This is a genomic window from Alistipes sp. CAG:268, assembly GCA_000434235.1.
GTDB classification, from domain to species: domain Bacteria; phylum Bacteroidota; class Bacteroidia; order Bacteroidales; family Rikenellaceae; genus Alistipes; species Alistipes avistercoris.
The window spans coordinates 1-19,394 of record FR891975.1 but is presented as its reverse complement, the minus strand read 5'-3'; the positions used below and the strand labels follow the sequence as shown (position 1 = coordinate 19,394).

Below are 19,394 nucleotides of genomic sequence, written 5' to 3'. Positions count from 1 at the left end.
ATGTTACGACATTTTTATAATGACTTCATGGCATTCGTCCCCCTGCAACTTCCGCAGTTGCTCGATGTGACGACGATGGAAGAACCGCAGTTCTACGGCGACTATGTGCTGCTTACGTTTCCGTTGCGCACCCCTTACGAACTGGACGAAGTAATGGATATGTTCGAGGACGACATGGAGTTGATCACGCTCTACCACCATATTCCGATGCGGACGGAAAAATTCGGTCACAGCACTTGTGCATACTCGAATCCCGCTTTCGGACAGATGTTCAAGATGAACGCCAAGACGGATACGGAGGGCAATGTAAACAGCATCCTTGTCACCATCTATGATTCTTTGGAGCAGATGTACGGGGACTTATGCCTCGACTTGGAACTACACTCCAAAAGCGGGTTCCTGAAATACAAGAAAGACAAGTCCGACGTGCTGATGAATTTTATATGAGAAACACCTTATACCGACAGATGGTCTATTGCATCAATGCCTACCGGACGTGGATAGAGGTTGCCGATGACAATCTCTACAAGGAGCATATCATCTCAAGAACCGACCGCACCGACTACCTCGTTTCCCGTACATTGGTACTGCGTGCCTTCAAGACGAACGGCATACACGCCGAGGGTACGACATGGACTATTCCCGAACACGAACTGGACAAGGCTTTGGCCATCTACCGAAAGCAAGACATTACATTCAAGCAGCGCATCAAGAAAGCGGCCATGTACTTTTCGCCCAAGGATGCCGAAACCCTTATCCGGCTGGCGACATACGGTATTGTCCAGTTGGAACTCATTGTGCGTCCCACTCCCATACCCGAAAAGCCCTATTACTTATGTTACTGAATATCCTGCTACTCATTTTCTGCGCGATACCTTTCGGGGTATCAATGTCATTGTACAAGAACAACAAGCGGTTCATGACACCCTTTTACATGGCAATGGCACGAAGCGGCAACGCCCGTAAACTGTATGTGCAAGTATGGCTGATATGCCTGCTTCTTTTCCATTATGTATATGCCTGTGGACATATGGGTGAGTTTGGAATCCTACTCTCTACCGGTGTCTGTGCCGCAATGTTTTCGTTCCGACGGACGGACAACTGGTTACGCAGGTTGCTTGACCGCCCCCGTGCATTTGTCACACTCGCATCGGGCGCACTGGTCATCGGCTTTGTGCCGCATCTGTACACCTTGGCGATAACCATTGCCTATCTTCTTCTGGCAGCCCTGTTCTATCCCTCCGTTCGGGTCATGTCCGAATGCAAGGATACGGACACACTTTCCGGATGGGCAAAGCATCCCGGAATGTTGTCAGAATCCTATCACGAGAATCATCACGCAAATCTGCCGCATGAAGCGGACAGCGGCAACACTGATATATCCGCACAATATGAATCATTAAAACCGAATGAAAATGAAAAATAACCAAAAGATACCTGTTTCCATATTGGCAGACAGGGAGGTATTCGAATATCTCAAGGAGAAAGGGGATGAACGCAAAACACGCACCGAAGCGTACTGTGACCTGTTGGACAAATCACTGGCAGGTTTCGTTTCTCCGTTTTTAAGAAAGAAGGCCTACGTGCTGCAACCCAACCAGTGCCACCTGACCGTTTCCGACCTCGCATCGGAGTGGCATTGGCACAGGGCTACCGTCCGTTCTTTTTTGAGTGCAATGGAGGCATTCGGTTTGCTGACCCGCATCCAGCTTCCCAAAAGCGTGGTCATTACCATGACCGTACAATCCGGTCAGGCAGCACAGCCCCGCAATGCACAGGAGCAGCCGGACTTTGCCAGACAGCTCCGTGAGGTATTGTCCGATTGGGTAATCGGCAAAACGACCGCTGCCGAAACTGGCGTAATATGTGGACAACTCGTAAGTCTGGCAAAGACTGAAATTGCCGACCGTGACACCGGACTCTGTTTGGACACCCATTCCAACACGACCTCCGCACATTCCGGCACTTTGGTCACGGAACATCGTGAAACAGCCTTGTGCTGCATCGCCCACGCCGCCCTGCAAAAAATCCTGCACAAGTCGAGATTCGATGACAGTTCGCCGCTTGTGGATTTCTTCCGGTTTGACCTCGGTGAAGAATGGGCTGCTTTCATCGAGTCCGCCAAAGACCTCGCCGGGCTGATTCTCGACACCGAGGCATCAGTGACGGACTTCGACATGGACGAAGACCAAGAACGCCTCAAATCGCTTCGCAAACCTTTTTTATCGCTTCTGGCAAAGGCACAGGCGATGGTGGATTGAACCGGGAGTCGAAAACAGATTGTATAACGCGAACAATCCACCTCCATCCCTTAACGGTTATCCTGCCGGTTATAGGAGGCACACGGGCTTGCCCGTCTGCCACGAAACAAAGGGAAGGGGGAGCCTAATACCCCGATAGGTCTCCGACCGTCGGTAGGCTGTCCGGGCAAGCAGCAAGCTGGGACAGGACGGATTGTCCAAACAACACGAAAAGAGTATGGCAGATCAAAAACAGGTACTTGATATGCAGGTGTCGAAAGGCATCACCGCAGCCCAAAGCAACGAACATTTGCGTGACCGCAGTGAAAGGGCGGAAAAGTACGCTATGAATAAGGGGAATTACGACCCCACACGCAAACACCTGAACTTCGAGATTGCGCCCGGAGGCAAGGTACGTCCCATTGACACGAGCCGCAACATTCCCGAACGGATGGCGGACATATTGGAGAGGCGTGGAATCAAAGACCCCAACGAAGGACTGGCAGAACCGAAGTACCGCACGGTGGTGAACTTCATTTTCGGCGGTTCCCGTAAGCGGATGCACGAACTCGCGTTCGGCACGCAGAACGTGGATTTTGATGAAGGTGCGAACAATACCCGTATCAAAAGAATGAGCGATATTGAACGCTGGGCGAAAGACGTCTATTCATTCGTGAGTGGCAAATATGGCGAGCAGAACATCGCCGCATTCATCGTACACCTTGACGAATTGAACCCTCATGTGCATTGTACTTTGTTGCCAATCAAAGACGGCCGCTTTGCGTACAAGGAAATATTCGCCGGAAAGGACAAGTTTGAATACAGCGCAAGGATGAAACAGCTTCATACCGACTTTTTCGCCGAAGTCAATACAAGGTGGGGAATGTCGAGAGGAACAAGCATATCCGAAACAGGCGCACGGCACAGGACTACCGAAGAATACCGCCGTATGCTATCGGAAGAATGTACGACCATCGAGGAAAATATAGACCGCCACCAAAAGGTGCTGGCAACCCTTCAATCGGACATCCGTCTGGCAGAGCGCAGGGTCAAGGGGCTTACGACAATGGTCGATAACCTTGAGAAGTCGAAAGCCGAAAAAGAGGCTCTGCTATCGGCAGCCGAACAGGATTTGAAAGCGAACAAGGGCGATGCGGAACAATTAGCCGCACAAGTTAAAAGTCTGGAGAAAGAGCTGGCAGGCATCAACAGGCAACTGGCAGACAAGCAGGAGAAGTTACAGACGGCTGACCGGCAGCTTGCCGAGCTGAAAGAGAACATGGATGCCATTGAGGAACGTACCGGGGAACTCAAGGAGGAAGCCTACAAATACTCCCATGATATACATTCCAAAGTGGACACGTTGCTCAAGGATGTCCTGCTGGAAAATGTGGTCGGCGAGTATAGGAACGTATCGGCACAGATGGACGTGGCGGAACGGCAACTGTTCGACGGCTCGCTCGTCCAGTCCATAGCGGAACAAGGTACAGACGTGATGCACTGCGCGACGATGCTGTTTCTCGGTATGGTCGATGATGCCACCACTTTTGCCGAAACTCGTGGCGGCGGAGGTGGCGGCAGCGACCTGAAATGGGGGCGCGATGAGGACGAGGACAACCGTGCATGGGCACTCCGCAGCATGAGGATGGCGAGCCGCATGATGCGTCCGGCCATTGGCAAGAAACCCAAACGGTAAGTGGCATACGTCTCATGACAAATCAAAAAGTATAACGAATAATATCATTGGAATATGACGAAACAAATCTTTTTTATATTGGCCGTGCTTTGCACGTTGCAGGCACAGGCAAGTATACAACCCGTACAGGTGGATACTGTACAACATACACCGTACTATAATGTCTCGGAGGAACTGCAACCGATACAGCCCGTCTATCTTGACGGAGTGGTACTTCCGGCATCCCTGACTGGCAACTGGTTTGTCAGTATTGCCGGGGGTACGTCCGCCTTTCTCGGCACACCTCTCGGCTGCGAAGACCTCTTCGGACGCTTGAAACCCTCGTACAGTTTCGCAGTCGGAAAATGGTTCACTCCGTCCGTCGGCGCACGTATCAATTACAGCGGTGTGCAGTTCAAAGATGGAACATTGTCCAATCAGGACTACCACCATATCCATGCGGATCTGCTGTGGAATGTCCTTGGCTGCAGATATGCCCGGCAAGAACAGGTACGCTGGAATCTTGCTCCCTTTGCCGGTGTCGGCCTGTTGCACAATGCCTCTAACGGGAATAATCCCTTTACTGTTTCGTATGGCGTACAGGGAGAATATCGGATTTCCAAACGAGTAAGTGCCATGTTGGAACTCTCCGGCACGACCACCTTTCAGGACTTCGATGGTTACGGACGCCCGAACCGCCTCGGCGACCACATGGTATCGCTGACCGCCGGTTTCACGTTTCATCTCGGAAAGGTCGGTTGGAAACGCGCGGTTGATGCGACATCTTACATTCGTCAGAATGAGTGGCTCGTGGATCATGCCAATATCTTATCCGGAGAAAACAAGCGTTATAAAGACTGGTACGACCGCAACCGACGGACGGTCGCAGAATTGAAGAAAATTCTGGAAATAGAAGGATTGCTTGACAAGTACGGTCATCTGGTTAATGACGATGAGACCGACCGCCGTCAAGGTTATCCCAGAAATAATTACAGCGGATTGAACTCACTACGGGCAAGATTGAAAAACCGGCATTGGGATGGAATCTCGCCGCTTGATTCTGCAAGTATTGGATATGGCAACAACGGAGATGATGCCGAGAAACCGGGCATAATCGTCTCTGAAAGGACGGAACTCATACAAGCCGGGAATTGCATCGGGTCGCCTGTCTATTTCTTTTTTAACCTCAATACGGCGCACCTGACGGATGCTTCCCAAATGCTTAACCTTGATGAACTGGCTCGCGTGGCCAAGAAATACGGATTATCCTTGAGAGTAACCGGTGCGGCCGACAGTTCGACTGGAACTCCTGTGCTTAATGGTTCATTAAGTACATCGAGAGCGGATTATATCGTTGCAGAATTGAAAAAGCGTGGCATACCGATCGAACGCATCGTCAAGGTAAGCAGAGGCGGCATAGCCGACCATGTACCGGTCGAAGTCAACAGGCATACGAAAGTAGAGTTGTTCTTTTAGTTTTTACATTCACTTTCATCGAGTCCCTCAATCTATAATTCGGATTGCAGGGACTTTTGTTATCAATGAGGGTAATAAGATTATAGGTTTCCTGAATCCTGATTACGCTTCGTATGACTGATAATATTTTCTGCCGAATTATGAAATAATCCGCTTACAATCACAAGATATTCCGGTAGAATACCATCCTTTCCCCAAAGCAGCTCTATCCCGAAAAGTTCCGAGAGTGTTCGTGTCATATCGAACCCGAATGCTTCAAGCGAGGGACGTACTTTGTCCGGATGCAGGCAAGGACGGTTGCATTTGCGGGCGCATTCGGAATCGGGACAGTATAGGCATTTTCCTACATAGGCGAATGCCCGACCTCCGTATCTGTGCTCCATTTCCAGCAATTCCCTTTCTATCCTGAGCCGTTCCGGTTTAATCAATTCCTGCGTTCTGTCTATCGGAATATTTTTCTCGACCGGAATTATTTTCGTGGCCATCAGGTGGGCATATTCATATTGGCGCAGAAATTCTCCGGTATCGAAATCGAACGGCGGGCATCCCCAACTATTACCGTAGTTGGGGCATTGTTTGCAAAATTCGACAAAACGTTTTTCGTCCCGGAAGCGTGAAATATATTCGTCCACGCTGATATTTGCTGTGAAATTCTCTATGATATATTCCTTAGTCATTGTCCCACTTTTATGAATCCTGTCGTGGCATCGAACGTCACACAATTATTTCGGAACAGCCGCTCGATGCAGCCGCTCCGGCGCATCTCTTCGGTCGGCATATACGACAACTGGGGTGGGTCGATAAGGGCTATCGCATCGGCAAGCGAGAGGGCGATATCCAGCTCGTGCGTGGAAAAAAGGATGCACTTGTTTTCTTCATGCGCCAGCCGTGCCAGCAGTGTACACAATTCGTAGCGGTTGGGCATATCGAGAAACGAGGTGGGTTCGTCGAGCAGGATAATCGGCGTATCCTGCGCCAACGCCCGTGCGATCATGATGCGCTGGCACTCGCCGTCCGACATCTTGTCCATCGTGCGCTCCGCATAAGCCTCCATGCCCACCGAGGCGAGCGACCGCATGACGATCTCCTTGTCGACCTCCTGCATCTTTCCAATCCAGTTGGTATAGGGTGCGCGGCCGATAGCCACGACATCCTTGCATTTGAGATTGGCGATGCGTGTGCGCTCGGTCGTGACGAATGCCAGCGTTCTGGCCATTTCTGCTGCTCGCATATCGGCGGCGTTATGCCCGTCGAGCAGGATTCGGCCGGTATAACGGCGGTTCAGTCCGGCGATGGCTCGAAGCAGTGTCGATTTGCCCGTGCCGTTGCGCCCGATAAGGGCAGTCAGCCTGCCCTTTTCTATGGTGGTTTCCACCTCGCAGAGCAAGGTGCGCTCGCCGTAGCCTATGGAAAAATCGTGTAACTTTATCATGCGGTGACGGATTTATTGCGCAAGACCACCCACACCACGATGGGGATTCCCAGCAATGCGGTGATGGCGTTGATCGGCAGGGTGAACATTTTAGAAACGAGGTCGCAAAGAAGCAGCACCGCCGCACCCGAAAGAACGGTTCCCGGTACGAGTACCCGATGGTCGCTGTTGCGGAACAGCATTCTCGTGACGTGGGGCATGGCCAGTCCGATGAAGCCTATCGGACCGCAAAAGGCGGTCACCGTACCAGCAAGCAGCGTCGTGGAGAGGAACAGCAGCCCGCGCGAGCGTCGGATGTTCAGCCCCATCGTCACGGCATACTCCTCGCCGAACAGCAGTAAGTTGAGCGGCTTGATCGTCACCACCGCCAACAACAGTCCGGCGATAATCGACGGGACGAGTACCGCAAGCTGGTCGAAGGTCACGTCGCCGAGCGACCCCATCGTCCAAATGACAAAGGCTTTCAGGGATTCTTCCTTGCTGAGATATTGCAATATCTGTACAATCGCGCCGACTCCCGACGAGAACATCATGCCGAGAATCAGAATCACCATGATGTCCTTGATGCGGTGGCCGACGGCGGCGATGACGACCAGCACGAGCGCCGCTCCGAGCCAAGCCGCCCCGGCAATGCCTATCGACGAACCGAAGCCTGCAAGCACGACGAGTGCCACGCCGAGGCTCGCGCCCGAACTGATGCCGAGCACGTAGGGGCCGGCAAGAGGATTGCGGAAGAGGGTTTGCATCTGAAGACCGCTGACCGACAGAGCTGCTCCGGCCAGCAACGCGACCACCGCCTTAATCAGTCGGATATTCAGTATAATTTTCGCCGTCGCCCGCGGGCAGTCGCCGCCCGTCAAAGCCGCCCATACATCGCCGAGCGGTACGGCGACTGCCCCCACCGCCAAATCCAGCAGAAACAGGAAAAGGGTGAGGGCGGCCAGCATGGCAAACAATATGGCGGAACGGGAGCGCATCTATTTCAGTTGCTTGTAATAGACGAAATCTTCCTCGACCAGTTCGGGGTGGAATATCTTCACGAGGTCTCGCAGCACGAGGTCGGGATTTACGACCGCCGACTCATAGTAGTCGTTGCCGCCAGCAGCATTGGTGCGGGCGTTGTTGTTATAGACCTGTCCACCACGGAAACAGCGGGTGTCGATGAACTTCGGGCATGCGGCTTTCAGTTCATCAAGCGTGTTCGCCATCCCCACATGCAGCCACATATCGGCTTGCGAGGCCAGCAGATACGCCTCTTCGAGGTCGATGGGCGCGGAAGCGTTTCCTGTGTTCTTCTTGTAGATGTAATCGCCTCCGGCATCTTTGATTAACCGGGCGACATAGCTTTCGGTCGAGGGCATGAACCAGCTGTCGCCGTAAGGCGTGTTGAGCATGACTGACGGAGCGTCGAGGATATTGTCCGCTACTTTCTTTTTCAGGACATTGTATCTGACGGGGATTTCCGCGAATACTTTTTCGCCCTCCGCCCGTTTTCCGATAACCTCCGAAAGTGCCACCAGCCATTCGGCTTTGCCCAGCGGAGACTCTTCGAGGTAATCGCCGACATACATGAACGGGATATCCAACTCTTTGAGCTTACCCTCCATCGAGCTTGCCCCGTTCACGCCGTAAAGCAACACGAGGTCGGGGTCAAGCGAGAGCAGCAGTTCGTAATTGATGTTCCCTTCGTAGCCCACATCTCCAACGCTGTCCCGCCGTGCCTGAATGTCGGGATTGGAGATGTAGTCGATGCCTGACACGCCGACTACGCGTCCCGTTTCGCCGATTGCGTCGAGCATGGCGATATGGGTCGAGGACATGCAGACGATGCGCTCGGCATCCCCCTTGAGCATCTGACCGGTGAAATCCGCCGGAACCTCTTCGTCATCACGGGCAATGAACAGGTTCGTAGTGATGCTGTCGGCGCCCTGCCAAGGGTTCGTGACGGTAACCAATACGCTCTTTTTGCCGTCTGCACCTTTTATGTCAAACCCCGAAGCGTATTCAGGTGTATAGACCGTTCGGTTGAAATCGGCGAGTTTTGAACTTTTATTGTGGCAGCCTGTGAATGCCAATACAAGTAGCAACAGCAGGCTTAAATTCTTTAATGCTTTCATATCGTTACATATTTGTATTTTCGGACTTTTTCTTGTTTTTCCCGAACTTCGGGGTAATGCCGATGAAGAACTCGAAGTTGATGCCGGGCATGGGGCGCGAGAGTACCGAAAGGTAGTCCTCGTTGAAGAGGTTGTTGACGGCGAATTTTAACTGGATGTCCACCGGTTTGAAAAACAGGTTTTTCTCCAACGAGACATTGCTCATGAAATATTCGGGCAGGTGTCCTGTCAGCGTATAGTCGTTGCTCGACATGGTGTAACGTTCCGAGTAGAACGCCCATTTGTAAAGGAACGCCCAAGTCCGCCACGACAACCGTCCGGTCAGCGATGCGGAGTGCTTCGGCACGTAGGGTAACTGCTTGCCCACTGACTGGTCAGCAGGCGACATCTTCTCACCTTCATTGATGGAGGGTGTCCACGAATAGGACCCGTTCAAGTCGATGAGCCAATCTTTCGCCGGCTGCACGGCGAAGTTCGCTTTGACCTCGACGCCGTAGGCGTGGACCTTCTTTACGTTGCGGGGCGAGAAGAAGCCCTTGGTGGTGGGCAGCCAGATAATCCAGTCGTCGATGTAGGAGTCGAACCAGTTCGCACCGCCGCTCAACTTGTAAATGCCTTTCTTGCCGACATCGAAACTCACCCCGGCATCATAACTGAAACCTTGTTCGTTTTTCAGGTTGGGATTACCTCCCGGCAAAAAGTATAGGTCGTTCAGAGTTGGGAAACGGTAGTTACGCGATATGGATGCTTTCAGCATCACATTTCCTTTCGGGGAAATGATACCGTCAATGAAGAAAGCCGGAATGAGTGGAATCCAATCGGAACCATACATCTCTTCCCGCAGTACCACCGACATACCCAAGCGGTCTATCGGCTGCCACTTGGCGGATACGGAGCCGGAGAGTTCCACGCGCCCCTTGTCATAGCCCACGATGGCCTTGCCACCGTCCTGCAAGATGATGTTCTTGTCCTCGCTCCGTACCAAATGCTGGTGTGCCGATACATTGGCGGTGAAAAACCATTTTTTATCCAAAGAATACTCTCCCTCCGCCTGACCGTAAAACGTGTTTACCTTGCTGCGGGAGCGGGTCATCGACGCCCAGTTGTCAGGTGCGACCTCACGCTTGTAGTCGTAGGCCATCCATGTGTGTATGTAACCGCCTTTCACGCCGAGTTTCCAGTTGCTTTTCATGTGATCCCAGGACAAGACGCTGCGGAACGTCTGTTCTCGCTGGCGGTTCTCGAAGTCGGTTGCATCTCCATAGTCGGTCGTCAACATCGGAAGTTCCCGGTTGGAGTTGATATACCAGGCGTTCAGCCCGAAACGGTCGCCTTTCCCGGTATTGTAATACACTTCCTGAAGCAAATGCAGGTCCTTGAACGCCCCGGAGCGGTTGCGCTCTTTCGGGTGATACTGTCCGACGATGTTCTTATCCTCGTCGTAGATGTTTATCTTTTTGTCGTGGTTGGTGTACTTGTAATCGTTAGGCGAGGAAGAATAGACCGCACGGGTGGAGACGTGCCACCGCTCACTTCCGTAGGTGAAGCGGGCGAACTCATCGAAGGTCTTGAACGAGCCGATGCCCTGCACGTACTGGGCGTTGAACCCTTCAGCGACTTCAGGAGCCGTGCCGAGTTTGACCAGACCGCCCAGTCCACCGCCCGTTTCGTTCACCGATGAAGTACCGTGCAGCAGCGATGCCCGGTCGATGAAGTAGGACGGAATGGTGGAGAAGTCGGTCATGCCGAGCATGGGGTTGTTGATGCGCATCCCGTTCCACGTCACCTGCGTATGGCTGGGCGACGTGCCTCGGAAGGCGACGGTCGAGAGCGTGGCGCGGCCGTAGCTCTTGACAAACACGGACGAGTTGAACGTCAGGATGTCCGCCATCGAGAGGGCGATATTTTCTTTCAGTGCGAGTGAATCGAACTTCGTCTTCTGCACGCCGATTTCCTTCATCGGCCGTTTGCCCCATACGGTCACCTCGTCTATCTGGTGAATACGCCGGGTGATTCCCTGCGCAGACAGCACGGATGGACAGACAACCAATATTGAGAAAAGTAAATATTTTGTATATGTCATTTCCTTTTGTTTTTAATATGGTTATTTACCGCAGCATATGCAAAGAATGATGCCCGCATAAAATCTTGATAGGCATTGAATCCGTTTTCTTCAAGCAGTTGGTCGTATTCGTCCTCGAATGAAAGTTCCTGATGAACCGTCTCTTGTTTCTCAATGTGGTGTTTTACCCGATTCAGATCATTGAATGACACGCTAAACGAATCAAATCCGGCTGCCCATCCTGAAAAATCCGCATATTCCGGATATTTTCGATAGACAACGCCTGTAGAACTTTTTACTTTATTGATAATCTTTGCGAAGTCCGTGGGAGATGGTATCTCTACAAGTATATGAACATGATTGAGAAAAGCATTGCAGGCATAGACATGACAGCCTTTCCTTGTGAAAATTTGTACCATCTGATCGAGAATCATTCCTTTGGTTGTCATTGGAATCGTCATCTCCTGTCTTTTCGTGATGAAAATAATATGGTATATATGCCGCAATTTATTCTTCATTTCCAACAAAATGCACCGGGGATAATCCCGACATAAAATTCATCTATCAATTTCCCTTCGGGCGAGTAGCGGTATATCATGCCCTGCTGCTGGTAATCGATGGCATCGGCGATGTACACTTCTCCGTTGGCGGGGTTTACCGTCAGTCCGTAATAAATCGTGCCGCTGTATTCGAGGAACGGACGTACCGGCACATGGCTGGCTGTCACGTCCATGCTCCAAATGGCCTTGTTGATCCAGTAGAGTTTGTCCCTGTCGCCATTGAGCTGCACCTCCGAGGGCCAGTCGCCCAACTTGAACTTGAACTGCTTCTCCACGGTGAAGGTCTCGGCATCGATGCGGTAGAGCGACGGGGCTTCGTAACCGTAGGGGCTGCCCTCATAACCGCCGTCGGTCACCGTCCACATTTTGTTGTACTTGTCCATGACCAGCGATGTCGGTTGTATGCCGACCTTCAGTTCATCGACTACTTGATCGGTTTCGGTGTCGATTTTGATGATGCGGTTCTGGTAACTCCAGCAGTTGCAATAGACGTATTTGCCGTACTGCACCATTTGCTCCGTCGAGCCGCTTTCCATCGTCATGTCCGGCACTTGAATATAGCCGGTAATTTCGTATTTCTTCGGGTTGATGATGAAGATGCGGTTGTCCCACAATTGGGTGACGTATGCTTTTTCGTCGCTTAGGAAATGAATGTAGCGCGGTGAGGTCAGGTTCTCGATGCGTCCTACCTCCTTGAAGGTGTTCAGGTCGATGGCGAAAATCACGTGGGAGTTGTTCACCACGACCCAGCCCTTGTTGTCGTAGATGGTCATCGACTGTGCCACGTCGCCGAGTTTCATGCCGTTGGCACGGAAGAAGATTTCGTTCTGCACCTGTTTGGTTGCCGGGTCGTAATAGGACAAGGTAGCATTGCCGTACTGGAAGTTGCCCTCGTTGGTGATGAACAGTCCGGCTCCCGTGGCGTTGAAATCTTCCACGGCATCGCCGTAGTCCCACTTCATGCAGGATGTCAAGGATAGTGTCACTCCGACAACTACGCTCCATAGCAGATATTTCAATTGGTGATAGGTCATACCGTTATTTTTATAGTTAATCCCCGGCAGCTTACCTTACGGTAAGCATACCGAGGATTGGCAGAAAATTTATTGTTTCGTTATCTATTCGGCAAGCTTGTACTTCCCGTCTTTCATCTCTTGGAAAGTGGGGTTGTAACCACATTCTTTGACAGACCATTGAGATTCTCCTGTTAGAACATTGTTTTCAAACAGGTATTTGAAAGAACTGAAATCAGTAACATCTCCTTGCCCGCTTATACTAATCCCTTTTGCTGATTTGAGACCTGAAAAATCAATGGACAAAATACCATTAGAACCAAAATCAGAATACGGGCATGTTATTGAAAGATTTTCGGATATTGATTCTACGTTAGGATAAGATACTTTATCTACTTCCATATCAAACATAAAAGAAGATGTTGCAATATCAAACTTCCCATTTATCGTTTTTAATTTGGGACATAGAATATTAGTAGCCTCAATCTCAAACTTAATTTGTGCATCAGCTCCATCCGTTCCAATGCTTTCCAGATTGGTAAACTCAATATCATTCTTAAGTTTGTAAGTCGTAACTGAACATGAACCGAGAATTTTTTTCAATAACGGGAAGGTAATATTATTTGCATTCCTATTTGTCCCTAATGTTAAGGTCCCTCCAATTTCCTGCAATTTAGGAAATTCGATTTCCGCCGCCGTATTAACACTTCCCGAATTCAATGCAATAGTCATATCTCCTGCCACACGAATAAATGGCATAACAAATTCTTTTACATAAAAATAATCTATGCATTGGAAGTCACCCTGTATATTTGAGATTCCTTCCAACGTAAATTCTGTCAATCGACAATCTTTAGGAAGTAGAAAAAGGCTACCGTTAAATGTTTCCGATCCTACGATTTTATTTAGTTGCTTACATTGTAGGGTAAGTGTATTTCCGTTAAAATTTATCTGGGACAAATCCAGTTCTTCTATGAGCAGATTAGTTAAAGTCATATCACCGAGTACATCTTTCAAAGAAGCTATATTGAGTTTATTGACTTTATTCGCATCCACACTGGTCTCTCCGCAGGAAATAAGACCGGGAAGTTCAACAATGGAAATTTCTTTGCAATTTTTTATAGTTAGTCCTCCAACCGAATGTAATTCGGTCATTGCAAGACTTCCGATGGAGGACATATCGGAGAATGAGGCAGTACCGGCCACACTTTCCAATGCCGGTAGATAAATTCCTTGCAGTTTGGGAAAATATTGGATTGTAAGTTCATTCCCGACCTGTTTGAGCGCTGAGAAAACAATGGCTTCGGTTGTCGCTGATTCTTTTTGTGCTACCGAACCTTTGACAATTAAGGAAGCTCCGACAGATTCAACGGCATTTGCATCCAAATCAAGTAAAGCATCGGAAGTTATATACATATCCTCACCAATGAACTCGACTTTGGGTATAGATATTTTTTCAATGACAGAACTGTTAACGACAAAATCACCGGTCACTCCAAGCAAAGAGGGCAGATTAACCGTTTTGAGCATTATGTTTTTACTGGCAGAAGTTGTCGAACCTAATTTGAAACTTCCGAGTTGTTCCAGATTATCCAACCCGGTCAAATCCGTTCCTTTGTAAGACGGATTGATGACAAGGGAGTTACTGATTTGTTTCAGGTTGGCAAGTCCGTCCAGATTGGTGATTTCTTCTCCGTCTGCCGTTCCGATGGTCAGGCTGCCTTCGATTTTGTTTATTCCTGTCTTTGCAAAATTATCAACCTCGGCTTGCGTGGCAAGTACTACGCTGCCGCTCTGTTCGATGTCTGTATATTGATAAGTATAGGAATATACTTTGCTATCCTGCATTTTGGAGGTAACTACGAATTTCCATTCATTCTCCCAATCCTCTATGGTCGATGGATTCGGGTTAATAGAGGCTCCCTCGCAAAGGGCATACTCTACGGTAGCCCCTTTCAGACTGGTATTATAAGGTATCTCAACTGTAATCTTGTCCCCGACTATCATGGCTTGATAGGTAATGCCATCTACAGTTAGAGCAAACTCGGAGATGAAGTGATCCTTGCCGTCTATTCCGCTTACTTCAGGGTCGTCATCACTACATGCAGCAAGGCAGAGCGTAGCGAAACAGAATAGGATGAAATGATATATTTTGTTCATAATGAATTTTATTTGTCGTTATTGTTGTTTTCATCACAGAACTTGAAAACTTCCGTGGAATTTTCCCCTAACCATCCGGCTTTTACATTGACTCCGGTCTGCACCTTGATAAAGTCGATATGGGAAAGGTTTGCAGACGTGCCGTCGATATTGAGCGCATCGGAAATCTTAAAATAGTTTCCAAGTGCTCCCGCGTTAGGATTGTCTTTATTGGGCATATCATCACCAATATTATCGGCATATCCCCACCCGAACGGATTATTGGACCACATGCCTGTCGACGGGCTTTGTTCGGTACGTGCTTTCAGGCATGTGCCGTATAACGTATAGGAATCCTCTTCAATCCACAAAGGATAATAAAACTCTTGCGGGTGATAGTTGCCGAGACGGTCAATCGCCCCTTTATTTCCCTTGTTGTCTTGCCATTGGGTGTCCATGTTGGGACCGGGACGGAAATAAGTTACGGCATAGTCCTGAATGGTTTCGGGTTTTCCATATTCAGAACCCTTCAGTTCATACCATTCATCGTTGGGCAAGCCGTCTCCATTGACATCTTGCATTACCCATACAATGCCCGGTTCATTTGACGAATCAAAGGCATTTCCTTTGATGGAAAAATCATAACCGCCTTTGTTTTCGATACTGTGGTCGAATCCTACTACAATATATCCTCCCCAACCTCCGAGAGAAACATATTGTTCATTATCAAGACGTTTTTGTGCGTAAGCACAGGCTGCTTCGTGCGTGCTTTCCCCATTGAAACCTGCTGTATTCGTTTCGTTTACAAATTGTCCCGGAGCCGGAACAAATTCATATACTTTATTGCTGTAAATGGAATTTCCGGCAGCAAAAGGTCTTTTTCCGGCCGCTTCACAACATTTCACCGGAATATTGACACTGACTTCATCGACACCGGAGACCGAAATATTACGGGTGAGCACTGCTTTTGTATCTTGATTGTCGTATTTCACAGTAAAGGTAAGCGTGTGTTCTCCGGTTTTAGCGGGTTTGAAACCGTAAACCAAAGAATTGGCTCCCTCAATCGGTTGCCCGTCCAAACTCCATTGATAAGAAGGCTCGGCACTTATTGATACAAAGGGGCGGACAAACAAAGTACGTCCTAATTCTACGTATTTGGTATTATTCTCGGTAAAATATAAAGATGACGGAACTACGATTTCAATCGGAAGTTTATCGACAACCTCAATAGAAACTGTCTTCTTTGATTGTCCGTCTTCATTTGTTACGGTTAAGGTCAGTTCATAAGTTCCCAACTCATCTTGCTTGAATGTATAAGTATTTTCCGTTCCGACTTCGTTTCCGTTAAGAGTCCACAAATAAGTAGCTCCTTCTGCATTTTGAATGTCGGGTGTAAGGATATACTCACGTCCTGCGACAACTTTAAGCCCTATAGAGGGGGTTACCAATGAAATAACGGGCGGAGCCAATTCATTGACATCCACACGAATTTCTTCCTCTGTGCTGGCATCCCTCGTATCCACACGCAGGGTAACGTAATACGAACCGCATTCGTTGAAAATGTATTTCAATTGAGGCTCGTCGGAAATGATACGACCGTTGCATTTCCATGAATAAACGGCGTAATCGACATTCTGATAGGTCGGCTCAATAACGACCTCTTTTCCTATCTTTACAACGTAGATTCCGTCCTCGCTATCCAACTCAATGACAGGAGGCAATATCACGTCCTGCGATATTTCTTCGTCTTTGTTGCATGCAAATAGAAATATCGTCAAGGAGAATAAAAGCAAATACTTCTTCATTATATTTATAATTTTAATGCTGAAATTCCCTTGAAGAAAGTATTTGATTCCAATCTCCATTGGGATATAATAAAAAGGGGCAAATACTTTGCACTTGCCGTTAAAAAGCATTTGCCCCAAATTCATGTTATTCGTTTACGGTTACATCAATATCGTCTATAGCAACGTAAGCAGGAGTGTTCAATCCGTATGCGCTTGAATCGCTTCCTTCGAAATTGATAGCTACAGTACATACGCTGTCACCTAAACCGCTTAAATCCACTTGATTCCATCCGGTACGGATTTTATTGGTCAAACCTGATTCTGCATCTTTACTGGAATCGAAGTTTGCCAAATAGTATTCTACTTCCTTACCTGTAGGTTTACCCGTCGCATCCAACGCAACAAATACCACCTTAAACCATCCTTTTTGTGCCGACAAAGAGCCTTGTGTAAACGAGTTGCCATCCTTCATGACTAAGTAGGTATAAGTCGTATTACAAACCCATACGCTGTTGAATTTACCATATTTCGGTGTACCCTTGACAGGAGTGTTTGTGGTAACGACTCTGTAGCCGGTTGCATCGGTCAGGTAAATCTTCGCACATTTGTCATAGGTTGCTTGTGAATCATTGTATGAATCGCTATAACCGAAAGCTACAGCAAAATTTTTACCGCTATGACCGCCGTTGGGCCAGTACACGCTACATTGGTTTTGATAATCCCCCTGTGTCAGATTATGGAAATTAGAGATGGCAAAACCACCATTCCAAAATTCATATTCCCAAGGCTGTCCGCTTACCCATTCTTGTTCCAAATAGTTAATCGGGAACTGAATGTACGTACCGGTTTGCCCGATTTGAGTGATGTAGCCGGTCGTTACCTGCTTGCCGTTGGCCGTGGCAGAATAGAGATTGTTTCCATACTGGTCAGAAGCCATTACGCTGGAAGGTACGTTATCAAAATCGATAAGCGCATTGGTAGAACTTATCGCGCGGGTTTGAATCGCACTCTCCTCATACGGAGCAAGGAAGTCATCGTCGGATGAACATCCCGTGAACACTGCGGCGGCCATTGCTACAACAGCCATTGCCAAGAATCTAAAATTCTTTTTCATAACTTAATTATTAAAAGTTAAACAAAAAGTTTAAACACACATTCGTTTTTATTGCGACAGATTTGCAACGAATGAGAAATCGGTTATCAAAAAGAATATAGGTGCCTGTGGACGAGCCTCTGTTCATTTTAATCTAATGCCAATTATCCCGTGGTCACTAAATCTATCTCATCAAGCAGGTCTTCTGGCTCATCCCGCTTATCGCGCCTTCCCAGCTTTCACCAGTGGCAAAGAGTGCGATAAACTTTAATAGGACTTACAGCTGCGAGTACAGCTCCGGATTTTCACCGGGATTCCCTTTTAATTCCGTTCGACGCTTCGATTGGAAACTTGACTGGTGCAAAGTTAATGGTTATTTTTTAATCTTGTTTCTTTTTCTGTGATTTTTATTTCAAGAAAGGATTATTTTATGGCGCGAATTGTATTTTCATGTTAATCAAGCATTTATAACAACCACGAATAGTCTTTTCCCCTTATGAATAATAGCGTTTCTCAATTATGGTCTCTTTTCATCTCACGTCGGCAATTCTCTTCGGAGAGATTTTATATGCAAAGGTACAGCGTGCGTCTGGTCGTCAAGTATCGCTTTCACTAACGGTTCCCGGATATTCTTCACGGCAGCCTTCCACAAATCGAAGATTGACTTTCACTCCCCACCTCGTTGCAGGGCATAGTCGGACGAGCCTGACTGTGCTCTTACATTGGGCGGTTGGGTATTCCGTTTCATCCCGTACACTGTTTACTTGCCTTATCCGTCCTTTTCCCGCTGTCAGTCCTGCATAAAAATCATTCCCCGACGAGAAGCCAAAAGAGTTTCAAGAAAAGGAAAAAAAGAAAATATTTGACAATCTAAAATTTACAATTATGCACAGCAGGATTTTTCAAATTTCAACGGAGCCGATAGACAAAGAAAACTATCTGAATGAGGACACACTCCAGCAAGGAGACGGGAGCTTCTATGACTATTGTTCAGAAATAGACGAGGAAGACCGTAAAGAGGATATTGCCAATTTGGTCAATCATGCCTTGCCCAAAGGAATGTTCGAGCTTATATCCGATGACACCATGCGCTATAATGGTGGAATAGAGCAATGGAAAGAGGAGTATGTCGCCAATATCAAAAAAAGAGCGAATGCTCTTACGGCAGATAATATGTTGGAATGGGGTTCGACCTATTATCTCAAACAGGCAGTGGAAAATCCGTTGGATGTCGCCTATCATTTCTATTTGGATGGCGATGGCTGCAGTCTTTTGCCGAACAGTCCTTTACGTTTATGGAGTTTGTTTGTAGGCTTGAACCGGGAACGATACTCTACATCGGAGGAGTTGTTGATTACCACTTCTGATGTTTGTCCGAAACATTGGCAACCACCCGCCTCAAAAGTGGGTGGTTGCTCTCTTTTTTGCACAGGCTCCCCGGTTACTTTTATAAATATGCTCTGCAGAGCTTCCGCCACCGGTTTCACAGCCGGTATATTCCTGTTTTAAGGGTATAATCCCTTCACAGCCCCGACATACGCCGCAGGTCTGTTTTCGTGTGCAAAGGTACGGTGGACGAACATTGCCCAAGTACCGCTATCGCTACCTGAAATAAAATTTGACGACAACTTTCCGTAATCGGAGATGACGGTATTTCATAAAATTTCATTGCAGGTTCCTTGCTCATCGTTCTTGCATCCCCCCGTTTGTGACGCACATGAAAACAACCCCTTTGGGCGAAGTCAAAAGGCTTCAAGAAAAGGGAAATAAAAAAAACAATAAATCAAAAGACAATGAGCA

General features: G+C 48.3%; 16 protein-coding genes, 1 pseudogene and 1 riboswitch. Of the genes and pseudogenes, 7 read left to right on the top strand and 10 right to left on the bottom strand.

The features are described 5' to 3' along the window. The 6 genes from QZL63_RS02195 (at position 1) to QZL63_RS02170 (ending at position 5,391) form a co-directional block, all read left to right on the top strand. Positions 1-447 carry a hypothetical protein gene (locus tag QZL63_RS02195; protein WP_005680025.1) on the top strand — a complete coding sequence of 149 codons (447 nt, stop codon included), beginning with the start codon at positions 1-3 and terminating at the stop codon, positions 445-447. Further along, on the top strand, positions 444-845 hold the full coding sequence (locus QZL63_RS02190; protein ID WP_005680024.1) for a hypothetical protein: 402 nt from the start codon (positions 444-446) through the stop codon (positions 843-845). The genes QZL63_RS02195 and QZL63_RS02190 overlap by 4 nt, the downstream gene beginning before the upstream one ends. Further along, positions 836-1,426: a hypothetical protein gene (locus QZL63_RS02185; protein WP_005680023.1), complete on the top strand. Its 591-nt coding sequence runs from the start codon at positions 836-838 to the stop codon at positions 1,424-1,426. The genes QZL63_RS02190 and QZL63_RS02185 overlap by 10 nt, the downstream gene beginning before the upstream one ends. Next, positions 1,416-2,261, top strand: coding sequence for a hypothetical protein (locus QZL63_RS02180; protein WP_005680022.1), 846 nt, complete (start codon positions 1,416-1,418; stop codon positions 2,259-2,261). The genes QZL63_RS02185 and QZL63_RS02180 overlap by 11 nt, the downstream gene beginning before the upstream one ends. Positions 2,262-2,478: 217 nt before the next feature. Next, positions 2,479-3,936 carry a MobV family relaxase gene (gene mobV, locus QZL63_RS02175; protein WP_007482776.1) on the top strand — a complete coding sequence of 486 codons (1,458 nt, stop codon included), beginning with the start codon at positions 2,479-2,481 and terminating at the stop codon, positions 3,934-3,936. 54 nt (positions 3,937-3,990) lie between these two features. Next, positions 3,991-5,391 (top strand): OmpA family protein, encoded by a 1,401-nt coding sequence (locus tag QZL63_RS02170; protein ID WP_005680020.1) that lies wholly within the window; start codon positions 3,991-3,993, stop codon positions 5,389-5,391. Between the two features lie 80 nt (positions 5,392-5,471). On the opposite strand, the gene QZL63_RS02165 is transcribed toward QZL63_RS02170, so the two are convergent. The 10 genes from QZL63_RS02165 to QZL63_RS02120 form a co-directional block, all read right to left on the bottom strand. Continuing rightward, positions 5,472-6,068: a DUF2284 domain-containing protein gene (locus tag QZL63_RS02165; protein ID WP_004320579.1), complete on the bottom strand. Its 597-nt coding sequence runs from the start codon at positions 6,066-6,068 to the stop codon at positions 5,472-5,474. Then, on the bottom strand, positions 6,065-6,823 hold the full coding sequence (locus QZL63_RS02160) for an ABC transporter ATP-binding protein (RefSeq protein ID WP_004320578.1): 759 nt from the start codon (positions 6,821-6,823) through the stop codon (positions 6,065-6,067). The genes QZL63_RS02165 and QZL63_RS02160 overlap by 4 nt, the downstream gene beginning before the upstream one ends. Next, positions 6,820-7,800 carry a FecCD family ABC transporter permease gene (locus QZL63_RS02155; protein ID WP_004320577.1) on the bottom strand — a complete coding sequence of 327 codons (981 nt, stop codon included), beginning with the start codon at positions 7,798-7,800 and terminating at the stop codon, positions 6,820-6,822. The genes QZL63_RS02160 and QZL63_RS02155 overlap by 4 nt, the downstream gene beginning before the upstream one ends. Then, positions 7,801-8,940, bottom strand: a complete 1,140-nt coding sequence (locus tag QZL63_RS02150; protein WP_004320576.1) for an ABC transporter substrate-binding protein — start codon at positions 8,938-8,940, stop codon at positions 7,801-7,803. Between the two features lie 4 nt (positions 8,941-8,944). Then, complete coding sequence (locus QZL63_RS02145; RefSeq protein WP_005944265.1) at positions 8,945-11,023, bottom strand: TonB-dependent receptor; 2,079 nt, start codon at positions 11,021-11,023, stop codon at positions 8,945-8,947. Next, positions 11,020-11,520 (bottom strand): transposase, encoded by a 501-nt coding sequence (locus QZL63_RS02140; RefSeq protein ID WP_290585624.1) that lies wholly within the window; start codon positions 11,518-11,520, stop codon positions 11,020-11,022. Before QZL63_RS02140 ends, QZL63_RS02145 begins: the two co-directional genes overlap by 4 nt. Further along, on the bottom strand, positions 11,517-12,596 hold the full coding sequence (locus QZL63_RS02135; RefSeq protein WP_004320571.1) for a glutaminyl-peptide cyclotransferase: 1,080 nt from the start codon (positions 12,594-12,596) through the stop codon (positions 11,517-11,519). Before QZL63_RS02135 ends, QZL63_RS02140 begins: the two co-directional genes overlap by 4 nt. Before the next feature lie 84 nt (positions 12,597-12,680). After that, on the bottom strand, positions 12,681-14,735 hold the full coding sequence (locus QZL63_RS02130; protein WP_004320569.1) for a DUF4971 domain-containing protein: 2,055 nt from the start codon (positions 14,733-14,735) through the stop codon (positions 12,681-12,683). A gap of 8 nt (positions 14,736-14,743) precedes the next feature. Further along, positions 14,744-16,645, bottom strand: a complete 1,902-nt coding sequence (locus QZL63_RS02125) for a PKD-like domain-containing protein (protein WP_004320567.1) — start codon at positions 16,643-16,645, stop codon at positions 14,744-14,746. Position 16,646: 1 nt separating this feature from the next. Further along, complete coding sequence (locus QZL63_RS02120) at positions 16,647-17,615, bottom strand: DUF4465 domain-containing protein (protein WP_004320565.1); 969 nt, start codon at positions 17,613-17,615, stop codon at positions 16,647-16,649. Positions 17,616-17,772: 157 nt separating this feature from the next. Beyond that, a riboswitch (cobalamin riboswitch) is annotated at positions 17,773-17,964 on the bottom strand. Positions 17,965-18,479: 515 nt separating this feature from the next. Here QZL63_RS02120 and QZL63_RS02115 point away from each other — a divergent pair. Then, positions 18,480-18,961 (top strand): annotated as a pseudogene (locus tag QZL63_RS02115) (hypothetical protein). The last annotated feature ends 433 nt before the right edge of the window (positions 18,962-19,394 follow it).